This is a genomic window from Euzebya tangerina (assembly GCF_003074135.1).
GTDB lineage: Bacteria > Actinomycetota > Nitriliruptoria > Euzebyales > Euzebyaceae > Euzebya > Euzebya tangerina.
The window spans coordinates 2,355,814-2,380,550 of record NZ_PPDK01000001.1 but is presented as its reverse complement, the minus strand read 5'-3'; the positions used below and the strand labels follow the sequence as shown (position 1 = coordinate 2,380,550).

Here is a 24,737-nt window from a genome sequence, read left to right as displayed (position 1 = left end):
GCCGGGCCATCAGGCCAGGGTCAGCGCACACCGGCCTTCTTGGCTCGCTGCAAGGCCAATTCGACGAGGTCGATCAGTGCTTGGGTGCAGCTGTCCTTGAGCCGGGCGTCGGTCCGCACGACTGCGACGCTGCGGTCAAGCCCCAGCGCCTCGCGGACGTCCTCGAGATCGTGGCGTAGCACCCCCTCGAAGGCGTTGACGGCCACGATGAAGGGGATGCCCCGGTTCTCGAAGTAGTCGATCGGCCCGAAGGAGTCCTCCAGGCGACGGGTGTCGACCAGCACCACCGCGCCGATGGCGCCGTGACAGACGTCGTCCCACATGAACCAGAAGCGGCCCTGGCCCGGGGTTCCGAAGAGGTAGAGGATCAGCTCGTCGGACAGGCTGATGCGGCCGAAGTCCATCGCCACCGTCGTCGAGGTCTTGTTGGCGACGTGGCTGAGATCATCCGTCGGCACCGACGCGACCGTCATCACGGCCTCGGTCCGTAGGGGGTCGATCTCGGAGACGGCTCCGACGAACGTCGTCTTGCCGACCGCGAAGCCGCCGGCGATCACGATCTTGGTCGGGGTCGGCGCGATGCGGGTCCCGACACCGTGTCCGCGTTCAGAGCGAGCGGAGACCATCAAGCACCTTCTGCAGCAGTTTCGGATCCTGACCGCCCGTTCGTGTGGGCGCGGCCGGCTTGTGGATGACGACGTACCCGTCTTCGACCAGGTCGCCGACCAGCACCCGGGCCACGCCGAGCGGCACTTGCAGGTGGGCGGCGACCTCGGCGACGCTGAGCGTCTCGGTCGTCAGGTCGATGATGTCTCGCTTCTCGAACGTCAGCGAGTCGCGGGCCCGCAGCCCCGAGTCGGTGTTCTCCACCAGTGCCTCGATGGCCAGACTGGTGTCGGTGGGCTCCGTGCGCCCACCCGTGAGTGCGTAGGGGCGTGTCAGACGTGAGTAGCTCTTGGCAGCCTTGGACGCCGGCGATCGCGCGTCGGGCTTCTCTGGCGCGGTCATGTGGGCAGCGCAGCCTGCAGTTCGACTCGCAGCGCCGGCGTGAGGACGTCGCCCACGCGGGAGACGAGCAACGCCATCTCGTACCCGATCAGACCGAGGTCGGCATCCGTCGTCGTCAGGACGGACAGGATGGAGCCGTCCGAGATCGTCTGCACGAACAGGAACCCGGCCTCCATCTCGACGATCGACTGCTTGACGGCCCCAGCGGCGAGGCAGCGCGCCGCACCGTGGGTCAGGCTCGACAGTCCACTGGCGATGGCGGACAGCTGATCGGCCGCCTCGCGATCCAGGTTGTCGCTGATGGCCAACGGGAGGCCGTCCGCGCTCAACACCAGGGTGTTGGCCACCCCCGGCACCTTCGACGTGAAGTTGCCCACCAACCAGTTGAGGTTGCGGGCGTCATCGGAGAGGTGGTTGAGGTTCACGAGCTGTCGTTTTCGTCGGAGATCTGATCTTCGGCGGCTTTTCGACCTGCCTGGAGCCGAGATTGGTAACTGGAGAGTAGCGACCGGGACTCCTCGCGGGATACCGGAGCGGATGAACTGCTTCGTGCCGGCATGCCGGAGGTCGGCGTCTGCAGCTGTGTCGGCAGAGAGGCCCCCGGCGAGCGCTTCGGAAGCCCACCGACCCGTGCGGCCTCGGGCTCCTCCGCCGCGACATCGGCGTCGCGCTGCGGGGTGTCCCCGTCGGGAGGCGGAGCTCCGCCGTCGGGGGTGATCGGCGGCTCGGTCGGCACCTGGCCGGGTTCCTGGGACACGGCCCACGACACCGGCGCGTCCAGCGATCCGGCTGCGTCGTCGGTCTCGGCCACCGACAGCCCGGTGACCTGCGAGCGGGATCCGCGGCCGAACCCGCGCTTGGCCACCGGTTCTGGTGTTGGCTCCTGTGGCTTGAGGTGGCCCCCGTAGGACCAGCTGGGCTGCCCGGACTGGGCTGCGGGTGCCGGCGCAACCGGCGTGGGCGCGGTGGTGGCCGCAGGCGCCGGTGTCTCCGGTTCCGCCGCGGTGCGGCTCGGGGTGGCCACGCCGTCCCCCTGCCCGGCTCGTGCGGTGGCCTGTGCCCAGCGAGGTGTGCTGGAAGTCAGCTGCGCCGGTGGCGCGCCCAGTGCGGTGGAGCTGGCTTGACCAGCCGACACCTCAGCACGAAGCAGGAGGGCGGCCGGGATGCCGATGGTGGCGTTGACCCCGCGCTGGCTGATGTTGTGGTCCAGCGTGACCGTGATGTCGTAGCGGTCGGCCAGCCGCCCGACCACCTCGAAGCCCAGCCGCTGCGTGTCGACGGTGGCGGTGTTCGACCCCTCCGACAGCAGGGTGTTGTACTGCTCCAGCTTCTGCTCGTCCAGGCCGATCCCGCGGTCCCTGACGAGGAGCTCGTACCCGCCGTCGGTCGTGGAGCCGCCGATCACGTCGACGCGCGTGCTCGGAGCGCTGTACATCGTGGCGTTCTCGACCAGCTCGCTCAGGAGATGGACCAGCGCCGCGACGACGGGCCCGGTGACCGAACGATCGTCCTCCAATCGGACGTCCACGCGCGTGTAGGACTCGATCTCGCCGACGGCAGCCCGTACCACCTCCGACAGCGGCGGATTGCCGGTCACGCGACGGCTTGGCTCCCCGCCGGCGAGGACCAACATCGACGTGGCCTCTCGGTTCATGCGGGTGGCCAGGTGGTCCAGCGTGAACAGGCGCTGGAGAGAGTCGGGGTCCTGCTCGTGTTGCTGCAGCTCCTCGATCACGCCGATCTGTCGTTCCAGCAGGCTCTGGCTGCGCCGGGCGACGGTGGCGTAGACCTGGGCCAACTCCTTGCGTCGGCGGGCGTCGGCGACGGCGAAGGCCTTGCTGGAGGCGCGGCTCGCATAGGCCTGGGCACGGTCGCGGCTGCCACGCCAGACGAAGACGGGCACGGAGACAGCTCCGAGGATGGCGATGACGTGGATGAAGCCCCACACCGCCGGCGCGTCGATCGCGGCCTGGTGGTTGTAGACCAAGGGCGGGTCGACCAGACCGAGGCCGTGCAGCAGGATCTGCCCGACGGCGACGAGCACCACGGGAGGGCCGTCCTGGTAGAGGGCCACCAGGCCGATCACCACGAGGCCGTGGAAGTGGGCTTCGATGGCACCGCCGGACCAGACCACGATCAGCCATGAACACCAGCTGAAGCCGATCGCGACCAGCGCCGAGCGGAACCGGTCGCTGCCCACGAGGCTTGCGGCCCCGACCAGGGCCAGCGGCACGGCGACGAACCCGAGGAGCTCGATGGTGTCGACCTCCCGGAAGAAGGCGAACAGGCCCAGCGCCACCGCGTCGAGGACCAGCAGGAAGCGGAGCAGCCGATGCCAGCCCTGGAAGGCAAGGTCGACATCGCTGAGTTCCGCTGCGGCGTCTCTCGTCTCGCGCTGTTGCACTGCCACCTCCGACTCGCGGGCCGGAGCCTCCTCGATGCTCCGCCACGGAGAGTCTAATCAGGCTATCGGGAATCTGGTGCGACCACGGACTGCGGCTGATCAGCAGGAAGGATGTCGATGGTGGGTGCGTCGTCGACCGGCGGGCCGGCTGGAGCCGGTTGCGTCGGCTCGAGGGGGTTCTGCGTGGATGGGTCGGGGGCACCGTCGGGTGGGGGCTGGTGCGGCGGTGCCACCGCGCCAGGCCTCGGCGCCTGGGCCGGGTCAACGCCCGGCAGCGCCGGTGCCGCAGGAGCGACCTCGTCCGGGCCCGGGTCGGGTGGTGGGGTGGGTCCGGTGGAGGTGCCACCGTCGGGCGGCTGCGGTGTCGCCGGCTCGGTTGGGCTGGTCGGCGTGGGCCGTGGGGTCGGCGTCGGCCTCGGGGTCGGCAGCGGTGTCGCCCGGTCGATGGGCGTCGGGGTTGCGGTCGGGTCGACGGGCAACTCACGGCCGGCGATCTCCGCCACGGCAAGCTGGGACCGTTCGACGAGGTCAGCGAGGGCTACGGCGGCCGGCAACGGCCCTTCGATCTGGCGGATCAGGGTGGCGACCTGCTCCTCGAGTTCGAGCAGTCGATCGAGGAGGAGGTCCGCCAGCTCCTGATCCTCCAACTCCACGGCGGTGTCCACCGCGGTCCGGACGTGCCCTGTGGCGCTGGTCAGCGCCGCGCGGGTCAGTTCGGGTTCCTCGGCCACGACCGCGGCTCGAGCCTCCTCCACCCGTGCCGCGGCGTAGTCCATGGCGCGGGGGATCCGGTCCGTCGGGTCCAGGGTCAGCGCCAGCCGGAGATCCTGGACGGTCGCCTTGGCGCCGTACAGCGGGTCGCCCGGGCCCGCCTGGTTGGCTGCCGCGGCCGTGCTGGCCAGGGCGATCAGAAGCGCGACGATCAGGGCTGTGGCGACGACACCCGAGCGCTCGAAGAACCGCTCATCAGTGCCGTGCGCCGCCTCACCATGCACCGGTCACCCTCTGGGGTGGCACCGGTGACGCAGCGGCCTCTCGCGACGCCGGCTTCGCACGCCCCTCGGCCAGCCAGGCGCGGAGCGATGCGACCCGTTCCCGCTGGGACACCGCCAGGGGTACCACCTGGGCCCCGCAGGCCAGCAGGTCATCCGTCGTCAACTCGCGGTTGTGGTCGAAGGCGACGATGAGGGCATCGTGCACGGCTTGAGCCAGCTCGGCGCCCACCAAGCCGTCCGTGTGCCGAGCAACGGTCTCGAGGTCGAAGCTGTCGGGGTTGCGGCCGCTCGCGCGGATGTGGACGGCCAGGATCTCGCGCCGCTCGGACTCGGTGGGCAGATCCAGGAAGAAGACCTCGTCGAACCGGCCGCGCCGAAGGAGTTCGGGGGGCAGCTTGGAGATGTCATTGGCGGTGGCGACGACGAAGCACGGGGCGGTCTTCTCGCTCATCCACGTCAGCAGCGTCCCGACCACCCGGGTGGAGGTGCCGTTGTCGTTGCTCCCCGTGCTGATGGCCTTGTCCAGCTCATCGATCCACACCACACACGGGGCGATGGTCTCGGCCAGCTTCAGTGCGTGCCGGGCACGCTTCTCGGATTCTCCCATGAAGGAGGAGTAGATCGCGCCGATGTCAAGGCGGAGTAACGGCACGCCCCAGAGCGACCCGATCGTCTTCGCCGTCAGGGACTTGCCGGTGCCCGGCAGGCCGACCAGCGCGATGCCCTTCGGAGCCGGGAGGCCGAACTCCCGGGCGGAGGAGGAGAAGCCGCGTTCGCGCAGGCGCAGCCACTCCTTCAGTGCGTCCAGACCGCCGACGTCCTCAGCCGCCTCATCGGGCTCCAGGTACTCCAGGGCCCCGGAGGTGGCGATGATCGCCTTCTTCTCCTCCAGCACCAGCCGGATGTCGCCGTGGTCCAGCACCCCGTCGGCCACCACGGCCTTGGTGAACACACGGCGGGCCTGCTCGAGCGTCAGACCGCGACCGGACTCGATCAGCCGGTCCATTCCGCCGTCGTCCAACTCGCGACGGACCCACCGTCCCTCCAGGACCTCGCGCAACACGGCCTGCAGTTCGACTCGGCTGGGCGGGGGGAACTCCAGGATCACGGCGCTGTCGGCCAGTTCGGGCGGCGGGGTGGCCCCGGCACCCACGACGATGACGGTCGGCCCGGCCTCTCCGCGACGCTGCGCATAGTTCCGGGTCGCCCGCAGGACCTGTGGGTTCTCCCACTGGGTGTGGAAGTCCTTGAGGACGACCACGGAGTTGCTGCTCATGCCCCGGAGGCGCTCGAGGACGTCCAGGGGATCGGTGGCGGGGGCCATGGACCGGCTGTCGTGGACCGAGGAGAACCCGGAGACGCTGTCCCAGGTGAGGCAGCGCATGCTGAGCGGCTCGGTGGCCGCGGCGACCTTGTCGACCAGCCGCTGCTCCTCGACCGTGTCGACCAGCAGCAGCGGGAATTGCGCGCGCAGATGAACGCCGAGCTGTTCGGCGAACTCGATGTTGGCGTGTTCCTGCGGCATGGCGTCCTCAGTATCGGCACGTCGCGCGCCGATCTGATGCCTTCCCCTCCCGTCAGGAGGCGGCCAGCTCGCGGGACAGCCGGTCCCGCTGGGCGATCATCTCGCTGGGTGGGTCGACGTAGACGTGGGCGAACATCTCCAGCGGATCTCCGTGTGGCGCATCGAACATGCCGCCCCGGAACTCTGCGGCCGCCGCCCTGGCGGCGTCGTCGGCGTCGGCGAAGAGCGTCTCGTCGGCGATACCGGCGGCGGCGAGGAACGCCTCCATCCGGGCGATCGGATCCCGCCGTCGCCACGCCTCGACCTCCTCCTCGGAGCGATAGCGCAGATCGTCATCGGCCGTGGTGTGGGCCTCCACGCGGTACGTCATCGCCTCGATCAACGTGGGTCCGTCGCCCCGACTCGCCCGGGCGACGGCTTGGGTTGCCGCGGCGTGCACCGCCAAAACATCGTTGCCGTCGACGCGGACACCCGGCATGCCGTATCCCACAGCCTTGTGGGCCAACGTCGGCGCCTTCGTCTGGGACTCCGAGGGGACACTGATCGCCCAGCCATTGTTCTGGACGACGAACACGGTCGGCGCCCGGTAGACGGCGGCGAAGTTGAGCGCCTCGTGGAAGTCCCCCTCGCTGGTCCCGCCGTCGCCGCAGAACGTCATCGAGACCACGTCGTCCCCGGCCAGTGTGGCGGCGTGGGCCAACCCGACGGCGTGGACGCACTGGGTGGCGATCGGCGTGCAGTGCGGCATGACACGGTAGGCGTGGGGATCCCAGCCGGCATGCCAGGTGCCCTTGAACAGCGGCATGGACTCGAGCGGCGGGACGCCGCGGGCGATGATGGCGACGGTCTCCCGATAGGAGGGGAACAGCCAGTCCTGCTCCCGCAGCGCCAGGACCGCGCCGACCTGCGCCGCCTCCTGGCCGTGGCTGGAGGGGTAGACGGCCAACTGACCCTGCCGCGTCAACAGGATGGACTGCCGGTCGACGGCTCGAACCAGCTTCATGGTCCGGTACAGCTGCAGCATCGCCTCGGAGGTGGGGGCGGGGAAGCCGTCGACGGTGGCCGGGACGCCGTCGTCGGAGAGCAGTTGCAGCAGCAACGGGTCGGGTAGGAGTTCCGCGGCTCGTGCCGCCAGGTCGGGGTGGTCGCTCAACGTGTCTCCTCAGCGGGTGTCGTCGAGAACTCTAGATGCGGGTTGGCGGCGATTCGGGTCGCCAGTTGCCGGAACGCCTTGCCGCGGTGGCTGATGGCGTGCTTCTGCTCCGGTGTCATCTCCGCGGAGGTGATAGCGTGGCCGTCGGGGAGGAAGATGGGGTCGTACCCGAAGCCGCCGTCCCCGCGGGTGTGATCCAACAGCGTGCCCTCCATGGTCGCTCGCACCACGTCCTCGGTCCCATCGGGCCAGGCCACGGCGGCCGCGCACACAAACCGGCCGGTCCGCTGCCCGGTGGGGACGCCGGACAGCCGGTCCAGCACCAGCTCGAGGTTGGCCGTGTCGGTCGTCGTGTCATCAGCGAGACGGGCAGGGTCTTCACGAGCGGCGTACCGGGCGCTGTAGATGCCAGGGGCACCGTCGAGCGCATCGACCTCGAGCCCGGAGTCGTCCGCCACACAGGGCAGACCGCTGGCAGCCACACCCGCCCGGGCCTTGAGCAGTGCGTTGGCCTGGAAGGTGTCACCGGTCTCCTCGACATCGGGGAGACCAACGTCGTCGGCGCTCAGCAGGTCAACGACAGGCAGGTCCAAGGTCGGGTCGGCCAGGATGTCGCGCAGCTCTGCGACCTTGCCCTGGTTGTGGGTTGCGAGGACCAGCCGGAGCGGCCCGCTCATGCGGACGAGGACGTCGCGGCCGTCACAGCCTCGCGCTGCGCGGCGAACAGGCGGTCACAGCCGGTAGCCGCCAGGTCCAGCATGGCGGTCAGCTCCGCGCGGTCGAAGGGCTCACCCTCCGCGGTCCCCTGCACCTCGATCAGCCGTCCGTCGCCGGTCATCACGACGTTCATGTCGGTCTCGGCGCCCGAGTCCTCCACATAGTCGAGGTCCAGGACGGCGGCCCCGTCGACGATGCCCACGCTGATGGCGGCGACCTGCGTCAGCTCGGGGACCCGTGCGATCATGCCCCGCTCGGCGGCGGCGTGGAGGCCGATGGCCAGCGCCACCCAGCCACCGGTGATCGAGGCCGTCCGGGTGCCGCCGTCCGCCTGCAGCACGTCGCAGTCGATGGTGATCGAGACCGCGCCGAGGGTGTCGAGGTCGACCGCGGCGCGCAGCGAGCGGCCGATCAGCCGTTGGATCTCCACGGTGCGGCCCTTCTGCTTGCCCCGAGCGGCTTCGCGTCCGGTCCGCTCCCGCGTGGCGCGGGGCAGCATCGAGTACTCACCGGTGATCCAGCCCGAGCCGGAGTCCCGCAGCCATCGGGGTACGTCGTCGGTCACGCTGGCCGAGCACAACACGTGGGTGTCGCCCATGTGGATCTGCGCCGAGCCCTCGGCGTAGGACTGCACGTTGGTGCGGATCTCCAAGGGCCGGTGGTCGTCGTCGGCGCGGCCGTCGTGGCGGTCGGGTGTGGGGGACGTGGTCACGTCGGGGGTGGTCACAGGGTGATCTCCATGAGGTCGGTCGCCACGATGATCTCACCGTCGAACGCCATTGCAGCCTCGGCGGCGACAGCGGCCGGATCGTTGGTCGGCGAGACGTGGGTGATCAGCAGCCTGGTGACACCGGCTTCGGCAGCGGCCTCCCCCGCCTCCCGACCGGTGTTGTGGGTGTCGGCCGGCAGGGGACGCTGGGACTCGAGCCAGGAACAGTCGCAGATGAGGAGGTCGGCGTCCCGGGCCAGTGGTGTCGTTGCGGGCGTGGGCGCGGTGTCGCCGGTGTAGGCCACCGTCTTGCGGTTGGCCTCGACCCGTGATCCGAGGCAGGGGGCGGAGTGGTTCATCGCCATCAACCGGACCTCGAACGGCCCGACGCGCAGCCGGTCACCGTCGCCGACCTCGGTGAGGCTGAGCACCTCGGCGAAGCGCTCCTCCGAGTCCTCGGGCAGGATCGCGCCGACGGTCTGGACCAGGTCGGCGGGTCCATAGACGGGGATCGCTCGGGGCTGGTCGCGGCGGGCCTGATCGGGGTGGAAGCGCAACGCGTAGGACAGGCCGTAGAGATCCAGGTAGTGGTCGGGGTGCAGGTGGCTGATGATGATCCCGTCCAGCTCGGCGACATCGATCACCTTGGACAGGTTGTGGAGGGCTCCAGGGCCCAGGTCGAGGACCAGGTTGGTGCCCTCGTGGGTCAGCAGGTAGCTGCTGCAGACGCGCTGGGCGGTCGCGTGGGTGCCCGCGCTGCCGATGACGGTGACCTTCACGAGGACGTGGCGACGTCGCTGGCCGCGAGCACCTCTGAGTCCGACAGTCGGGGGCCCAGGAAGCGACGCGCCAGCCGTGCGAAGGTCGCGGGGTCTCCGGTCGAGGCGAAGCGGTGGTCCACCGTGCCCGGCGTCGATCCGGCGTGGTGTGCCAGCAGACGATGATCGATCAGTTGCGCGAAGACCGATCGTGCACAGGTCTCGGCCGAGGAGACGAGCACGACGTCTGGGCCCATGACGTAGCTGATCACGCCGGTCAGCAGCGGGTAGTGGGTGCAGCCGAGGATCAGCGTGTCCACCTGCGCGGCCACCAGGGGGGCGAGGTAGGCCCGAGCGACCTCCAGCACCTCGGGATCCGTCGTCCGGCCCTCCTCCACCAGGGTCACGAAGCGTGGACAGGCCTGACTGAACAGCTTGGTTGCCTCACCGCCGATGCGGGCGACGGCCCGGTCGTAGGACCGCGACGTGATGGTTCCCTCCGTCCCGATCACCCCGACGCGACGCGAGCGGGTGGCGCGGATGGCGGTCTCGACGGCCGGCTCGATCACGCCCACGACGGGGCGGTCGAATCGCAGCGGGTCGACCTCGAGGGCGGCGGCCGTCGCGGTGTTGCAGGCGGCGACCACCATCTTCACGTCGCGGGTGATCAGCCAGTCGACGTCCTGTCGGGTGTAGTCGCGGACGGTTGGCTGTGGCAACGGGCCGTAGGGGCCTCGGGCGGTGTCGCCGAGGTAGACGATCTGCTCGTCGGGGAGCAGGTCCATCAGCGCCCGGGCGACCGTGAGCCCGCCCACGCCGGAGTCGAATACCCCGATGGGGCGCGGATCGGCCATGGCGTCGAAGTCTAGGTGTCTCGCGCTTTGGCGGTGAACGTGACCGGTGCGTCGAAGGCGGCGCGGCGGGAGGCGCGGCGGAGGGCGGCCAGCACGGCGGGACCGAGCAGCAGGATGGCGACGGCGTTCGTGATGGCTCGGCCGGTGTCCCACCCAGCCGCCGACGTGCTGAGCGTGTAGAGGACGAAGCGGGACAGGTTGTCGATCACCGCGCCACCGGGGAGGTAGGACAGCGAGGTGTCCGCCCCCAGCGTGAAGGGCCAGAACGCCAAGTTCATGAGGAAGCCGAAGGCGTAGCCGCTCAGGGCACCGTAGAGCGCCAGCAGAGCGGTCTCGGCACGGCCGCGGAGGCGCGGGAGCGGCAGCAGCCCGGCGCCCATGCCGACCCATCCGGCGGCGAGCATCTGGAACGGCAGCCAGGGACCGACCCCTGCGGTGAGCAGCGCTGAGGTGAAGAGCGTCACACACCCCAGGACGAAGCCGAATCCGGGGCCGAGCACGCGCCCGGCCAGGATGAGGAGGAAGAAGACCAACTCGATCCCGGCGAGACCGGCACCGAGTGGTCGCAGGACGGCTCCGACAGCAGCCAGGACCCCGAGCATCGCGAGGGCCTTGGTGTCCATTCCGCCGTCAGCCATCTCGGCCAGGACGATGGCCAGGACGATCGGGAGGATCCCGACGAAGATGAAGGGGGCGTCGGTGGCGTGGGCGAAGTCGGCGGCCGGTTGCAGCAGCAGCGGCCAGGTGAACATCGCCAGTCCGACCCCGCTGGCAAGGGCCAGGATGAGGGCGCCACGGCCGGAGATGCGCACGACCATGGCCCGACCGCCAACCGACGACTGGTGGGTTGGAGTGCTCATCGGCGGACCCCGGCGGTGGGTGCGGGCCAGGGGCTCGGCGTAGGTCGGGATCGCGGAGCCCGGTCCGGTGAGGCCGTCCCATCCGGGCTGCCGCCGGCGGGGCTGGTGGTGTCGGTGGCGAGGGTTGGAGTCCCGGTGGGGAGGGTTGGTGCGCCCGTCGGTTGTGACCGAGCCAGTGCGTCTCGCACCTCCTCAACCGTCAACCAGGGTTGGGGGGCCAGGACCTTCGTGACCTGTGGGGCGAACGCCGGGGAGGCCGTGACCACCGCTGCGGTCGGCCCGTCCGCGATCACCTCACCATCCGCCATCACGATGACGCGGTCGCAGAGGGAGGCGACGAACTCGACATCGTGCGTGCTGACCAGGACGGTCACACCCCTCGCTGTCAGCCCGCGAACGATCGCCGCCAGCTGTCGCTTGGCCGCGTAGTCCAGGCCCCGGGTGGGCTCATCGAGCGCGACGACCGCGGGGTCGCCGAGCAGCTGGATCGCCAGCGCCACAGCCAGCCGTTGCCCCTCCGACAGATCCCGCGGGTGGGCCTCGGCGGGCACACCGGGCACCAGCCGGTCGAGCAACGCCCGGCACGACCCTGCTGTAGCACCTGCCCTGTCGTCCGCGGAGGCGCAGGCTGCCGCCACGGTGTCCTCGTACAGCAGGTCGCCAGGTTGCTGTGGGACGAGTGCGATCAGTCCCCGACGCTCGGCCGCGCCGGCGGTCCGTGGGTCGACACCGGCGATCTCGACCGTGCCCGCCTGCCGAGGTCCTGCTCCATGCAGCGCCCACAGCAGCGAGGTCTTGCCGGCACCGTTGCGACCCATGAGGCCGGTGATGCTCGCGGGCGCAACTGACACCGACACGCCACCGACGGCCACGGCGTCGCCGTAGCGGACCGTGACCCCGGAGGCGCGGAGCACGGGCTGACGATCCGATCGGGCGTCCTGGACGCGGGGCGACGCGCCACCGGGCCCTGCACGGTCGTCCGGGCGCTCCAGACCAGCGAGACGATCGCGCAACGACCCAGCACGGCGGCGGGCATCGCGAATGGTCAGCGGGACTGGGTGCCAGCCCGCGACCCGCCCGAGCTCCACGATGGGCGGGGCGACGGCGGCGTCGACCAGGACATCCGCGGTGGCCCCGCAGCGGACCCGGGACACCTGCCTGCCCGCGGCGGTGCCAGGCCGACCGGGGTCAGGGGCGCCGTCCAGCTCCGCGACCTGATCGGCGAACTGGACGATCCGCTCCAGCCGGTGCTCAGCCACCAGGGCGGTGACGCCCAGGTCGGACACCAGCCGGCTCACCATGCCCAGGACCTCCTCGGCTGCGGTTGGGTCGAGCGCCGACGTCGGCTCGTCCAGGACGAGCACCCGCGGGTGGGCGGTCAGGACGGCGCCGATCGCCACGCGCTGCTGCTGCCCGCCGGAGAGGTGGTCCAGCCGGCGCCCGCGGAGGTCGGCCAACCCGAGCAGGTCGAGGGTCTCCTCCACCCGCTGCCGCATCACGGACGGGGCCACCCCCAGCTGCTCCATGGTGAAGGCCAACTCCTCCTCCACGGTCCCGGTGACGAAGCCCGCCGCCGGATTCTGACCCACGACGCCGACGAGATCGGCCAGCGCGTGGGGCGGATGGTCGCGTGTGTCACGACCACCGATCAGCACCGTCCCGGAGAGGTGGCCACCGGTGAAGTGCGGCACCAGTCCGGCTGCGGCGCCGAGCAGCGTGCTCTTGCCCGAGCCGGTGGGACCGACGACGAGGCAGAGATCACCCTCGGCGACCGTCAGCGTGACTCGTGAGAGGGTCGGCCACTCCTCACCGTCGAACGTGACCGAGACGTCATCGAAGTGGATCATCGGCCGCGCACCACCGGGGTGTGGACCGAGGGTGTGGACCGCAGGGTCGACGGCTCCTCCAGCGTCTCCGGTGCACCCGGTGACGACGGCCGGGGGGTGATGACGGCCGGCAGCGCAGCAAGGAGCACGGTCCCGGTCGCCAGCAACGACACCGAGGGCCAGACCAGCGGGAACGTCGAGGGGTGGAGCACGGTCGGGGAGTTCGAGCCGGCGACCGTCACACCCAGCGCTGCCACGACGCCTGCCATGACGGTCGCCACATCGGCGGCACCCCAGACCTCCGCCCGGTACCGGCTTCGTCGTGTCCGATGACCGGACAGCACCAGGCCGACGATCGCCACGGCCGCACCGCTCAGCAGCGCGGGCCACGCCAACGCCCGAGGGGCCGAGGCATCCAGCAGACCGTACAGGCCGATGCAGATCCCCATCAGCCCGCCGAGGAGCAGGCCACCGGCCCGGCGTCGCGCAGAAGCGGACCAGCCGGCAGTCCGTCCGTACCCCCGCGACCCCATGGCCGCAGCCAGGTGCAGCGAGTTGTCGAGCGCGTCGGTCAGCACCGGGACCAGGCTGCGTCGGATCGACGTGAGCCGTCCTCCGGCCTCGCCACGCAGCGACTGGGCGCGACGGACCCGCCCGACGCTGACGACCAGTTGCGGAGCGATCGTGAGGGCAACGACGACGGCCGTGCCGATCTCGTAGAGGGCGCCCGGGACGGACTTGAGCAGCCGTCGCGGGTCGGCCAGGAGGTTGGCGGCGCCGACGCAGACGAGCATGGTCGCCAGCCGGAGACCGTCGTAGAAGGCCGCAGCGAGACCCTCCGCGGAGACCGGACCGCCGATCCGGATGCCGCGAGCGGCCTCCGGGAGAGGGATCTCGGGCAGCGCGAACAGGACCGTCCCGCCGTCACCACCACCGAGCACCATGCGGAAGATGACACGGACGGCCACGACGAGGATGGCGAGGACGAGGTAGAGGCGCAGGCCCGCAGCCCACGGAACAGCTGGCTGCCGCGAGGCCACGACGGTCAGGGCCACGACCAGGATGAGGCCGAGCAGGAGCGGGTTCGTGGTCCGGGTGGCGGCCACGGCCAGCCCGATGGCCCACACCCACCATGCGGCTGGGTGCAGGCTCCGGAGGGCGGCGGCGGTCACGCCGGGGCCTCCCGACGGCGATAGGCGGCCAAACCGGCCATATTGCCCATGATCAGCAGCAGGCTGATCCCGGCAAGGGTGTCCGGCGGCGGGCCGGTGCTCGCCTGATCTGCCAGCTCGGCTGCGCCTGCTGCGCCGGCCACGCCGAAGACCGTCGGCAAGTCGGTGGGTCGATCCTGCTCGGGGAAGAGGTCGAGCAGCGCAACATCGTCCGACGGGAGTGGGCTCGGGGCGTCTTCGGGTGGTGCGGCGTCGAAGGCGGAGGGACGTGGCGAGGGTGGCGGGCTCGTCGACGGCCGTGCGTTGGTCGGACCTGACGCCTCCTCGTCAGCGCCCTCCGCTGATGCGTCGGGCGTGGTGGCGTCGTCCTGGTCCGCCGCTCCCGGGTCATCCGCCTGGTCGCCGCTCTCCGGTCCTGACTCGGAGGACCCTGGGCCGGCTGACCCGGAGCTGCCGCCCGACCCTGAACCGCCGCTGGCAGAACCCGAGCCTCCGTCTGACCCGGACCCTGCTGACCCGGACCCCGAATTGCTGCCTGACCCACCGGGGGCCCCCGAACCCCCGCTCGTACTGCCGGTCCCGTCCGAGCCGCTCGATCCCGACGTGTTGTCACCGAGCGCCGGCGGTGCCGGCTCGTCATCCGCGGGATCGCCGGTGGGCAGTTGGGGTGCGTCGGCGTCCGACCCTCCTCCGTCCCCGTCGGGGTTCGTCTCGTCAGCCGAGGTGGGGGCTGGCGGGGCGTCACGAGGCGGCGTGGTGTCGCTCCGACCGGCATCGGTGACGAAGGACCAGCCCTCGACACTGCCGGGTGGCGGCCTCCGGGTCGCCGCACCGTCGTCGGAGTAGGTCCACTCCCCTCCCCCTTCCGCATGCCAGTACGACCAGTAGAAGTCTGCCGCCGGCATGGACGCGCACGGGTCGTCCGCCGGCACCCCCTCCAACCGGCAGACCACCAGCGGCTGCTGCGTGACCCGAGTGGTGGCGACGCCGGCCCGCTCCAGTGCGTCGAAGCCGGATTCCACCGGCTGCGGGGCACATCTGACGATGGTGTCCCGATCCAGGCCCTGGAAGTCGATCACGACCGTGACACCCGTGGCATCCGTGCACGGGCCGGCACTGCCCTGCGCCCCAACCGGGACGCCGAGGACGGGGATGATCGCCGCCGTCAGGACAATAGCGAGGATGGCCCCGCAGACCCTCCGGGATCGCGTCCCGGCAGGCCAGCGCAGGGCCGCCGCCCTCGGGGCAGCCGCCCGGCCGCCGTCGGCCGTTTCGATCCCACGCGTCCTCAGTTGCAGGAACCTCCGTCCAGCGCATCGGCCAGTTCGCCCGCCACCGCCGGGGCGATGGCCGCCTCGCCGCCGTACACCACGGCCGCGCCGGTGCTCGGGGTCGCGCAGACGTACACCTGTGACGCCGCTGAGAGCTCCTCCCCCGAGGTCAGCAGCAACGGACCACCCAGCGTGGCGATGTGATACCCACCCGCCAGAGCGTCGGCGAACTCGTCGTTACGTGCCACGCCCACCACCGTCGGGGTATTGAAGAAGGTCTCCGCCACCGCCACAGCCGTCTCCTCGCGAGTATCACCCATCACGGAGGTGGCAGCGGGGTAGGCAGCCGACGCCGGCCCACCGATGGAAAACACCGCGGTGTCCGAACTGGTGTCGGTGCCGGTGTCGGTGCCCGGATCCGTGTTGGTGTCGGTCCGCGAGTCAAGGTAGGCGTCGACGGCCGGGTGCGGCTCGCCGTCACCGGTCAGCAGCACTGCGCCGTCGCCGGTGGCGGCTGCAGCGGCGCCGGCCGACAGCGCATCGGGGAAGTTGTACCCGGTGGTGATCAGGAGGTTGGTCGGCAGACCGATGGCTTCGGCCACGGCGAGGGCCGTCTCGATCCGATCTCGGCCCCCGGCCCGGACGACGTCGTAGCCGAGATCTGCCAGTGCCTCCTCCACGTCCGCACTGATGGCCACCTCGCCACCGAGGAGGTAGACGGTGCCGCCGTCGGGTAGCACCCGGGCGATCTCGTCACGAACGCGCTCGTCAACGGTATCCGTCGGTGTGATCAGGATCGGACCGTCGACTGCCACCGCCAGCGGGGTGCCGGGCAAGGCATCGGCGAAGACGTCAGCCCGCCCGAGCACCACCGCGCCGGCCATGCCGTCGGCGAAGCGGTCCTGCGAGATGGCGATCGCGGTGGAGATCCGGTCGTCGCCTGCCAGGCGCCGGAGGGTGTCGGTAGGTGTGTCGGTGGACGTGTCGGTGCCACCACCAGCTCCGGGCGCGGCGCCGTCGCCGTAGCGCCAGCCCTCGATGTCGCCGGGCTGCGGGTCGGTGTCGCTGGCACCCACCTGGTACTCGGTGAACGAGCCGTCCGGTGAGCCTTCGAAGTACGCCCAGTAGTTGCCAGCGAAGGGTTCGTCGCAGGCCAGCTCGGGCCGGCCCTCGATGGCGCACACGAACTCGCCGAAGTCGCTGGCCTGGGTGACGATGTCGAAGTTGGCCAACCGCAGGGCATCCAACCCGTTGACGGGATCACCCACGGCGCAGCTGGTCACGATGCCCTCGTCGAAGAGGGTGAGGTCGACCACCACGGTGACCCCCTCATCACCGTCACAGGCGGCCCCGGTCGGGGTCGCGGGGAGGGCCGGGACGCTGGGCTCGGCACCATCGCCGTAGCGCCAGCCATCGATGTCCCCGGGATCGGGGTCCCGGTCGCTGGCACCGACCATCGAGGTGGCCCAGCTGCCGTCGTCGTTGCCCGTGAAGAAGGCCCAGAAGTCGCCCGTGAACGGCTCGTCGCAGGCCAGCTCGGGCCGGCCCTCGATGGCGCAGACCAGGTCGCCGAAGTCGAAGGACTGGATCTCGACCTCGAAGTCGGCCTCGCGGAGTGCGTCGATGCTGCTGCTGGGATCACCTGCCGCGCAGCCGATCATCACATCGCCCTCCAGCGCGGAGTCGTCGAAGAGGCTGAGGTCCACGATGACGGTCACGCCCTCATCGCCGACGCAGGCCCGGCCGCGCGGGTCGCGCTGGTCGATGCCCGGGGTGATCGCGGGGAAGGCGGGGGCGCCGAAGGCCAGGACCCCCTGGGCGGTTGCGAGGAACAGCGAGCCGTCGTCGGCCGACGAGAAGGCCAACGCTCCGGCGTTCCCGTCGCCGTCCGGCTTCTGGAGGGTGGCGTTGAAGGCGGCGGCACGATCTGCTGCAGCCAGTCGGCCGGCGGCCCGAAGTGCCTGACCGGCCAGCCCGGTGCTGTTGCTGTTCGGTGTCCCGAAGGAGGAGAACGATCCGTCGCCGGCCTGCTGGTCGAGCAGCCAGTCGACGGCTCCGTCCAGGGCGTCCTCGACGTCGCTCTGGCCGACCAGCGCCTGGATGACCAGGGCCGTCGTATCGACGTCGCCTCCCGCGGCGGTCGTACACACATCGGCGCCGAACTCGAATCCGCCGTCCGGGCAGCGCCGGGAGGCCAGCCACTGCACGGTGGCCGGCGGCGCGCCGTCTGTGGTGGTCGTCAGGCCCATGACCGCGAGTGCCTGCAGGAAGGCGCCGGCGGTGCCGATCTGGCCGTCGTCAGGGCCACCATCGGTGATGAGGTCTCGAAGGGCGGCCTCCAGGTCGGCCCCGTCACCGCCGGCCACCCGGATCCCGAGCAGACCCTTGCCGAGTGCCCCGGGGTTGTCGCTGATCGGATCGACATCGGCTGCAGCGGCTTCGAGGTCCGCGCGGGCCGCAGCGAGGGTGTCGTCCTGTTGATCGGTCCCCGCCAGCGCGAAGATGAGGTCGGAGAGGGCGCCGGGGCTGGTCACCTCGCCCGCGTCGTACTGGTCGGCCAGCCAGGCAGCAGCCGCGATCTGGGGGGCGTCGCTCGGCTGGGCGGCGACGGGGGGCACGAGGGTGGCGCTGAGCAGCAGCGCGAGGAACAGGATGAGGCGCAAGCGCCGCTGGTGCCTGCGGGCAGGCGTGATGACTGGCGGAGTTGGATCTGACACGGTGTCTCGGTTTCTGTGAGGGGCCCAGCGGGCCCTCACTGACCGAGTCGAACAGGTGCCGGACGTTGTGGGGGCTCCGCCCGTATGCCACGACGGTGATGGAGCTTCCTGCCAGTCCCGAACAGGCATTCCGGCTCGTGCACGTCCTCGCCCCGGGGGGCGCGGAGTATCACCTACGGTTGCGGGTCAGCGCCGGCATCTGACCGGCTTCCCCTATTGCGAGACTCATCCGGCTGGAGTGCGGCCGGACCTGCGGGACAGTACCGACCAGGGGGGTCGGGCGTCAACCTGACCGTCCGACAGCGCGCTCCGACCTGTGAGGCTGTGCACGAGCGATCGCGGACCCAACGCCTCCAGCCGCGGTGTCGGTCACGGGCACCCTGACCCCGCAAGCAGATCCTCGACAGTCTGTTCCACCTCGAGGGAGACCGCCCCGGTTCCACCGAGCAGGACGGCGCCGCTGATGCTGGAGGTGGCGCAGACGTATTCGCGGTCCGCCGAGCTGAGCGCTGCGGTGGGCGTCAAGAGCAGCGGTGCGCCGCGGCGTGCCGCGAGGACCCCGCCTGCCAGAGCGTCGGCGAAGCCATCGCTGCGGGCCAACGCGACGGCAGCCGGGGCGTCGAAGAACTCGCGGGCGACGGCGATGGCGGTCGTCTCGCGACTGGGTCCGGCCAACGGAACCGCATCGGGGTAGGCGGCAACGGCCGGGCCGCCGATGGCGAAGGTCCCCGCCGGCGCTGCCTCTGCCAGGAACGCGTCCACCGCTGCGCTGGGCTGATCACCCGGTGTCAGCAGGACGGCCGTCGAGCCGGTGACCGCCGCGGCCGTACCCGCCGTCAGCGCGTCGGGGAAGTCATTCCCGGTCGTGAGCAGCACCGTGGTCGTATCCGGCAGGCTCTCGGCTACGGCGATCGCCGTGGTGATGCGCGTGTCGCCGGCAATCCGGCGTGGGGTCAGGGCGAGCGCCTCGATGTCGGCCGCGACCTGCTCGGACAGTGCTGCCGTCCCGCCCAGCAGCGTCACGGTGCCGTCGTCGGGCATGATGCGTCGCAGTTCCGCGGCGACCTGCTCGTCCAGCCCATCCGAGCCGGTGATCAGCAGGGGCCCGTCCAACTCGGCAGCCAGCGGGGTGCCGGCCAGGGCGTCGGCGAAGGCGTCGGCACGGGCCAGGACGACCCCACCCGCCTCGTCGTCGTCGAACTCCGCCTGGCTGGCGGCGATCGCCGTGGTGATGCGGGTCTCGCCGGCCACCCGGTCGACCGCGCTCGGGGTGGGGGACGGGGTCGGCGCCGGACTCGGCGTCGGGGACGGTGAGGGTGTTGGCGCCAGATCCGCCCCGACCAGCTCCGGGAAGGACGGACCACCAAGCCCGAGGACCCCCTGCGTCGTCGCGAGCAGCAGCGACCCGTCCGCCTCGGGGGTGAACCGGATCGCTCCCGCCTCCGGCTGGTCGGCGTCGTACTGCAGGCTCACGATGAACCCTGCCGCCGCTCGTGCCGCCTCGTCCTCCCCGGCCGCGAGCAGCGTCTGCCCGGCCAGACCGGTGTCGTTGGCGGTCCCGTCCACGCCACCGTCCGTGGCTTGTGCGTCCAGCAACCACTGCACGGCGGCGTCCGCGTCGCTGGAGACGTCGGGACCGAGGAGCAGCGCCTGCGCGACCAGCGCCGTGGTGTCGGCCTCACTCTCGGTGCCCGCAGGACAGCCCTGACTGATCCCGGCATCGTCCTGACCGATCACGAAGGCGTAGCCGCCATCCGCGCAGGCCTGGTCCGCCAGCCAGGTGAGGGTCTCCTCCGGTGCCCCCTCGGGTGTTGCCGCCAGCGCGAAGACCCCGAGCGCCTGGATGAACGGTCCGGCGTCGCCGATGCGTCCAGCGTCCGGACCGGCGTCGACGATGCGACTGCGCAGCGGCACGATGAGGGAGTTTCCGTCGACATCATCCGGGTCCCCGCCGGCAACGGCGATTCCCAGCGCGGTCTTGGCCAGCTCCCCCACCGATGGCTGCGGCCCGTCGCCCTGCCCCTCCCCGACCAGCTGCTCCAACTCATCTCGAGCGAACGCAACAGTCTCCTCCGCCTCATCGGTGGCGACGAGCGCGAAGATCAGGTCGGCCAGCAACCCGAAGCCTTGGATGGCGTCGTCGTCGTACTGCTCGACGAGCCACTCGGCAGCCGCGGTCCGGGCCACCTCCACGGGGTCCTGGGCCCCAACTCGCGGGACGGCGGTGAGCAGCAGCGCAACCGCGAGAAGGACGGTGAGAACAGGACGCACGCTCGCAACAGCGGTCATGCCGGCGGACCGTAGCGAGGCCCGCAGCGTGGCGCCAAGGTGGTGGCATGGCCATCCGTCTGCCCGCTCCACTGCAGCCCGGCGACCGGATCGGGGTGACGTCGCCATCCGCAGGCGTCCCGGCTGCCCTCAGCCGTCGGTTGGAGGTGTGCCTGGACATGCTGCGCAACCGCGGCTACGACGTCGAGGTCGGCGCGTGCATGGACGGTGACGGCATCGTCAGCGCCCCGGCGGCGGCGCGAGCCGAGGAGCTGCAGCGGATGCTCCTGGATCCGGAGGTCCGGGCCATCATCCCACCCTGGGGCGGTGAGTTGGGGGTCGAGGTGCTGCCGCATCTGGACCTGGAGGCGATCGCCAGGGCCCAGCCGACGTGGGTGATCGGGTACTCCGACATGGACACGCTGCTGATGCCGCTCACGACGATGACCGGCCTGGTGACCGTGCACGGTCAGAACCTGATGGACACCCCGTATGGAGTGCCCGAGCCGATGCTGACCTGGTTGGACGTCGCCTCCGCCGACCCCGGGACGGTCCTGCACCAGGGTGCGGCTCGGCAGGTTCGCGGCCCCGGTTTCGTGGACTACGCGACCTACCCGGAGGACCACGTCTACCAGTTGGACCGGCCCGGCGGCTGGCGGCTGCTGGCCCCGGACGCTGGTCCCGTCCGTGCCACGGGAACGCTCATCGGAGGGTGCATCGAAACGGTCTCCATCCTGGCCGGCACCCGATTCGGCGACATCAGCGCGTTGGACGCGCCGTTCGTGGTGTACCTGGAGGCATCGGAGGACGGCGCCATCGACATCGCCCGGCATCTCTGGCGGTTCCGCCTGGCGGGCTGGTTCGACCAGGCCGGCGCCGTCCTGATCGGACGGACCTACGCGCCGGACGCCGACGGGTTCACGCAGGCCGATGCGGTCCGATCCGTCCTTGGGGACCTCGATCTCCCGGTGATCCTGGACGTCGACTGCGGGCATGTTCCGCCACAGCTGTCACTCCTCAACGGACTGGCCGCGCAGATCGTGTGTGATGGTGACGAGCAGACCATCACCCAGGCACTGGTCGATGGGGTGTGACCGCATCGGCGGTCGTCCGGCTGCGGGTGACCTCAGACGGTCCCCCCGCATCGATCCAAGATGGTGGACGCCCGGGGCACATGCGGTTCGGCGTTCCGCGATCCGGACCCATCGACCGGGTGTCCTTCGGCGCGGCGAACGCAGCCGTCGGCAACCCGCCCGACCACCCGGCGTTGGAGGTGACACGCGCCGGTCTGGCGCTACGAACGCTCGGTGAGGGGGCTGTGACGGTCGCCATCGCCGGGCCCGACGTCCGCGTCACCGTGGACGGACGGACCTACAGCGGCGGTCGGGTCCTGACCCTCCGCGGTGGTCAGACGCTGCGCACCGATCCGGGGCCGCGAGCCAGCTGGGCCTACGTCGCGCCGCTCGGGACCGTGCAGGCCACGCAGTGGTTGGGCAGCGTCTCCACCCACGCTCCGTCCGCGCTCGGAGGCCAGTTGCTGCAGCAGGGGGACGTCGTGGACGTCGTGGGTGCCCAGGTCGACCGGGACCGCGAGGGCGAGATCCCGGGCCTGCCGGACGACGACGCAGGCACCGTGCGGTTGGTCCTGGGGCCACAGGCCGATCACGTTGCGGCTCCGAGCCCGGGACAGGGCGGTGTCACCGCGGATTGGACCTCGTCGGCCTGGACGGTGACCCCCCGCGGCGATCGGATGGGCCTGGCGCTCTCGGGCCGCGAGCTGGCCCTGACGGGCGACGGCGTGCTCTCGATCCCGTCCCAGCCGGTCCTCCGTGGCTCGATCCAGGTCGACGGGACCGGCCAGCCGACGGTCCTGCTGGCCGACCACCAGACGACCGGCGGGTATCCGAAGATCGCTACCGTCATCTCCACCGATGTGGACCGGCTGGCCCAGAGACCTCCGGGCGATGACGTCCACTTCGAGGTGATCTCCCCTGCGGCTGCCGTCCATCTGGTGCGGGTGGAGAGCCGACGACGACGGGCCTATCTCTCCGTCCTCGGCCAGCCCGAGCGCTCCTTGGCCCACACCCTTGCGCGTCGGAACCTGATCGGCGGCGTGGTCGGGGACGGCGACCGGCAGGCGTAGGCTGCGACCACGATGCGAGCTGTCGTCTACGACCAGTTCGGGGTCCCACCGCACGTCCGGGATGTTGCCGACCCCTCCCCCACGACTGCTGGTGTGGAGCATCAGCCTGGACCAGGCACCGGCGGCCCTGGCGAACTTCGATGCCGACGATTCGACCGGCATCACCCTCATCACCCAGTTCTGACGCGACACGTTCCGTGTCCGGTCGGGTCCCTCCGTTAGCGTGAGGTGTCGTGGAAGTCGGCGACGAGGAGCTGCTGGCGCAGTTCGTGGCGGGGGACGCGCAGGCGTTCAGCGCTCTTGTGTCCCGACACCGGGAGCGGACCTATGCCATCTGCTGGCGCTTCTTCCGCAACGACGCCGACGCTGAGGACGCGACCCAGGAGGCGTTCGTCCGGCTGTACCGCAACGCCGCCTCCTTTCGCGGCACCGCGTCGTTCAACACCTGGATGTACCGGCTGACCACCAACGTCTGCCACGACATCCACCGCCGCCGAGCCCGTCGACCGCAGTCCGCGGGGGTCGACCCCGAACACCTCGACCGCTCCGACCGGGCACCCGTCTCGCCGGGTGGGCCCGTTGCCGACGCCATCCGCGATGCGGAGTTGCGCCTGGACCTCCGCGAGGCGCTCGCGGAGCTGCAGGAGGACCAGCGGACGGCCCTGGTGATGCACGTGTTCCTCGGCTTCTCCTACCGCGAGATCGCCGAGCGGACGAACGTCGCCGTCGGCACGGTGAAGTCGCGGATCCACCGCGCGACCGCCGCACTGGACACCGCCTGGCGTCGTCTGGATGGCCGCTCCGGAACAACGGCGGCCGCTGATCCGTCCAATGCCCGACCCGACCGACCATCACCGACCCGACCCGCACGTGACTGAGCCAACCCCCCGGCGAACCCCGCCCCCCTCCGACGACCTGCTGGCCGCATGGCTTGCCGGTGATGTGGACGACGCCACCGAGGCTCGCATCGACCGAGTGGTGGCCACGGACGCCGCTGTCGCTGAGCGGGTTGACCGGCTGGCCGAAACCATGTCCTCGCTGGCCGAGGCGGTGGCACCGGCGCCAGCCGAGGGCTTCGCAGGGCGGCTGGACCAGGCGCTGACCGCACGCCTCTCCGAGACCGCCAGCAGCGGGAGCTCAGCAGGACCTGCAGCAACGGACGGGCGGACGCGACGACCTCGACCGGTGGCGGCGTGGGGGTCGACGGGCGGCGGCCGAGCCGGCGGGAACCAGTCCCGACGGTCCCGCTGGAGTGGCGTCGACCGGCTGGTCCGGTCCCTGGCGGTCCTGCTGGTCCTGGCGGTGACGGCCGGGCTGGGGGTCACCTTCCTGCGCCAACCCCTCGATCAGTCCCAGTCGGCGGCTCCCACGGCCGAGGAGGGGCAGCAGGCCGGCGAGCAGGCCGAGGCCGAGACCTCACTCCAGGCCAGCGGGGCGGCGGGGGCTGCGGCGACGCCTACACCCTCACGGCAAGCGGGGCCAGGACCAACCGGCGAGGACGAGACCCCGTTCGACGACCGGGGTGGCCAGGACTTCCAGGAGTTCGACAGCCAGGCGGCGGACCAGGCAGACGCCGACGACAGCCTGCCCGACCGGTCCAGTTCCGACGGCGGCGACACCACCGGCTCCTCCGGGCCGGGTGAGGCGGCCGGCGCGGGTACGGCGTCCGGCGAGAACCCAAGCATTCGTGACGAGGCTGACGCCCCGCCACCAGCCCCGGCCCCACTCCCGGCACCGCCTCCGACCGAGGAGGCAGAGGCGGCGGACGGCCCGGCTCCGGTCAACGGGGGCGAGGCCCCACAGACACCTCAACCCGCGCCGGGCCAGCCCGACCAGGGTGACCCCGACCCAGCCGACCCCGATCCGGTCGCCCCCGCCCCGGGCGCCCCCAACACGCCCGACCCGGCTACACCGGGCACACCGGTGGAGCCACCGGCGGAAGACAGCGGCGGTGACGCGCCCGCGCCCATCCTCGCGCCGACCTCACCAGCGATCATCGACACGGACGCCGAGATTGCGGGTCCCGACACTGCCCGCGCCCGCTACACCGGTCGGCCCGAGACGGCCGCGCAGCTGGGCCTGTCGGGTGAGCAGGCCCGCGTGCGGGCCGGTGACCATCTCGCCCAACTGCAGGCCTCCGCGCCATTCGCCGACGGCACGCCTCCCGCCCGGTGTGCCGGGGCTGCCGGCGTCGGCGACCCCTCCATCATCGTCGTGATCGAGACCGTGGTCTATCAAGGCCAGGCCGCGCTCGCCCACCTGGTCGTCACGGGCTCCCCAACGACCGATCGGGCAGTGGTCGTGGTCACCGACCGGGCCTCATGCGCTGTCCTGGCCAGCGTGCCGCTGTGACCGCA

22 protein-coding genes are annotated in these 24,737 nt (G+C 71.2%); 5 read left to right on the top strand and 17 right to left on the bottom strand.

Annotation, left to right across the window (positions count from 1 at the left end):
* Positions 1-20: 20 nt before the first annotated feature.
* The 17 genes from C1746_RS10980 to C1746_RS10900 form a co-directional block, all read right to left on the bottom strand.
* Positions 21-626 carry a GTP-binding protein gene (locus C1746_RS10980; RefSeq protein ID WP_116714631.1) on the bottom strand — a complete coding sequence of 202 codons (606 nt, stop codon included), beginning with the start codon at positions 624-626 and terminating at the stop codon, positions 21-23.
* Positions 607-1,008, bottom strand: a complete 402-nt coding sequence (locus C1746_RS10975) for a DUF742 domain-containing protein (protein WP_116714630.1) — start codon at positions 1,006-1,008, stop codon at positions 607-609. The genes C1746_RS10980 and C1746_RS10975 overlap by 20 nt, the downstream gene beginning before the upstream one ends.
* Positions 1,005-1,433, bottom strand: a complete 429-nt coding sequence (locus C1746_RS10970; RefSeq protein ID WP_116714629.1) for a roadblock/LC7 domain-containing protein — start codon at positions 1,431-1,433, stop codon at positions 1,005-1,007. The genes C1746_RS10975 and C1746_RS10970 overlap by 4 nt, the downstream gene beginning before the upstream one ends.
* Positions 1,430-3,412 (bottom strand): ATP-binding protein, encoded by a 1,983-nt coding sequence (locus C1746_RS10965; RefSeq protein ID WP_116714628.1) that lies wholly within the window; start codon positions 3,410-3,412, stop codon positions 1,430-1,432. The genes C1746_RS10970 and C1746_RS10965 overlap by 4 nt, the downstream gene beginning before the upstream one ends.
* A gap of 62 nt (positions 3,413-3,474) precedes the next feature.
* The gene (locus tag C1746_RS22500; protein WP_205711809.1) at positions 3,475-4,407 is read right to left on the bottom strand and encodes a DUF5667 domain-containing protein; all 933 of its coding nucleotides are present in this window, start codon (positions 4,405-4,407) and stop codon (positions 3,475-3,477) included.
* Positions 4,397-5,932 (bottom strand): AAA family ATPase, encoded by a 1,536-nt coding sequence (locus tag C1746_RS10955; protein WP_116714627.1) that lies wholly within the window; start codon positions 5,930-5,932, stop codon positions 4,397-4,399. Before C1746_RS10955 ends, C1746_RS22500 begins: the two co-directional genes overlap by 11 nt.
* A 52-nt stretch (positions 5,933-5,984) precedes the next feature.
* On the bottom strand, positions 5,985-7,085 hold the full coding sequence (gene pdhA / locus C1746_RS10950) for a pyruvate dehydrogenase (acetyl-transferring) E1 component subunit alpha (RefSeq protein WP_116714626.1): 1,101 nt from the start codon (positions 7,083-7,085) through the stop codon (positions 5,985-5,987).
* A complete protein-coding gene (gene rdgB / locus C1746_RS10945; RefSeq protein WP_116714625.1) occupies positions 7,082-7,762 on the bottom strand; it encodes an RdgB/HAM1 family non-canonical purine NTP pyrophosphatase in 681 nt (226 codons plus the stop codon). Before rdgB ends, pdhA begins: the two co-directional genes overlap by 4 nt.
* Positions 7,759-8,529, bottom strand: a complete 771-nt coding sequence (gene rph, locus C1746_RS10940) for a ribonuclease PH (RefSeq protein ID WP_116714624.1) — start codon at positions 8,527-8,529, stop codon at positions 7,759-7,761. Before rph ends, rdgB begins: the two co-directional genes overlap by 4 nt.
* Positions 8,526-9,290, bottom strand: coding sequence for an MBL fold metallo-hydrolase (locus C1746_RS10935; RefSeq protein ID WP_162867632.1), 765 nt, complete (start codon positions 9,288-9,290; stop codon positions 8,526-8,528). The genes rph and C1746_RS10935 overlap by 4 nt, the downstream gene beginning before the upstream one ends.
* Positions 9,287-10,123: a glutamate racemase gene (gene murI, locus C1746_RS10930; protein ID WP_116714622.1), complete on the bottom strand. Its 837-nt coding sequence runs from the start codon at positions 10,121-10,123 to the stop codon at positions 9,287-9,289. Before murI ends, C1746_RS10935 begins: the two co-directional genes overlap by 4 nt.
* Before the next feature lie 11 nt (positions 10,124-10,134).
* The gene (locus C1746_RS10925) at positions 10,135-10,983 is read right to left on the bottom strand and encodes an ECF transporter S component (RefSeq protein ID WP_240598887.1); all 849 of its coding nucleotides are present in this window, start codon (positions 10,981-10,983) and stop codon (positions 10,135-10,137) included.
* Positions 10,980-12,830, bottom strand: a complete 1,851-nt coding sequence (locus C1746_RS10920) for an ABC transporter ATP-binding protein (protein ID WP_116714620.1) — start codon at positions 12,828-12,830, stop codon at positions 10,980-10,982. Before C1746_RS10920 ends, C1746_RS10925 begins: the two co-directional genes overlap by 4 nt.
* Complete coding sequence (locus C1746_RS10915) at positions 12,827-13,981, bottom strand: energy-coupling factor transporter transmembrane component T family protein (RefSeq protein ID WP_116714619.1); 1,155 nt, start codon at positions 13,979-13,981, stop codon at positions 12,827-12,829. The genes C1746_RS10920 and C1746_RS10915 overlap by 4 nt, the downstream gene beginning before the upstream one ends.
* Positions 13,978-15,060, bottom strand: coding sequence for a hypothetical protein (locus C1746_RS10910; protein WP_116714618.1), 1,083 nt, complete (start codon positions 15,058-15,060; stop codon positions 13,978-13,980). Before C1746_RS10910 ends, C1746_RS10915 begins: the two co-directional genes overlap by 4 nt.
* Before the next feature lie 209 nt (positions 15,061-15,269).
* Positions 15,270-17,915: a cell wall-binding repeat-containing protein gene (locus C1746_RS10905; protein WP_116714617.1), complete on the bottom strand. Its 2,646-nt coding sequence runs from the start codon at positions 17,913-17,915 to the stop codon at positions 15,270-15,272.
* Positions 17,916-18,338: 423 nt separating this feature from the next.
* Positions 18,339-20,258 carry a cell wall-binding repeat-containing protein gene (locus tag C1746_RS10900; protein WP_116714616.1) on the bottom strand — a complete coding sequence of 640 codons (1,920 nt, stop codon included), beginning with the start codon at positions 20,256-20,258 and terminating at the stop codon, positions 18,339-18,341.
* A 47-nt stretch (positions 20,259-20,305) separates the two neighbouring features.
* Here C1746_RS10900 and C1746_RS10895 point away from each other — a divergent pair, with 47 nt between their 5' ends.
* The 5 genes from C1746_RS10895 (at position 20,306) to C1746_RS10880 (ending at position 24,732) form a co-directional block, all read left to right on the top strand.
* Positions 20,306-21,331 carry a S66 family peptidase gene (locus tag C1746_RS10895; protein ID WP_116714615.1) on the top strand — a complete coding sequence of 342 codons (1,026 nt, stop codon included), beginning with the start codon at positions 20,306-20,308 and terminating at the stop codon, positions 21,329-21,331.
* A gap of 80 nt (positions 21,332-21,411) precedes the next feature.
* Entirely contained in the window at positions 21,412-22,380 is a 969-nt protein-coding gene (locus C1746_RS10890) for a 5-oxoprolinase subunit C family protein (RefSeq protein ID WP_162867631.1), read from the top strand.
* Positions 22,381-22,441: 61 nt separating this feature from the next.
* A complete protein-coding gene (locus C1746_RS22970) occupies positions 22,442-22,564 on the top strand; it encodes a hypothetical protein (RefSeq protein ID WP_276309967.1) in 123 nt (40 codons plus the stop codon).
* Positions 22,565-22,613: 49 nt separating this feature from the next.
* Positions 22,614-23,258 carry an RNA polymerase sigma factor gene (locus C1746_RS10885; protein ID WP_116714613.1) on the top strand — a complete coding sequence of 215 codons (645 nt, stop codon included), beginning with the start codon at positions 22,614-22,616 and terminating at the stop codon, positions 23,256-23,258.
* The gene (locus C1746_RS10880; RefSeq protein WP_162867630.1) at positions 23,251-24,732 is read left to right on the top strand and encodes a hypothetical protein; all 1,482 of its coding nucleotides are present in this window, start codon (positions 23,251-23,253) and stop codon (positions 24,730-24,732) included. Before C1746_RS10885 ends, C1746_RS10880 begins: the two co-directional genes overlap by 8 nt.
* Positions 24,733-24,737 lie beyond the last annotated feature (5 nt).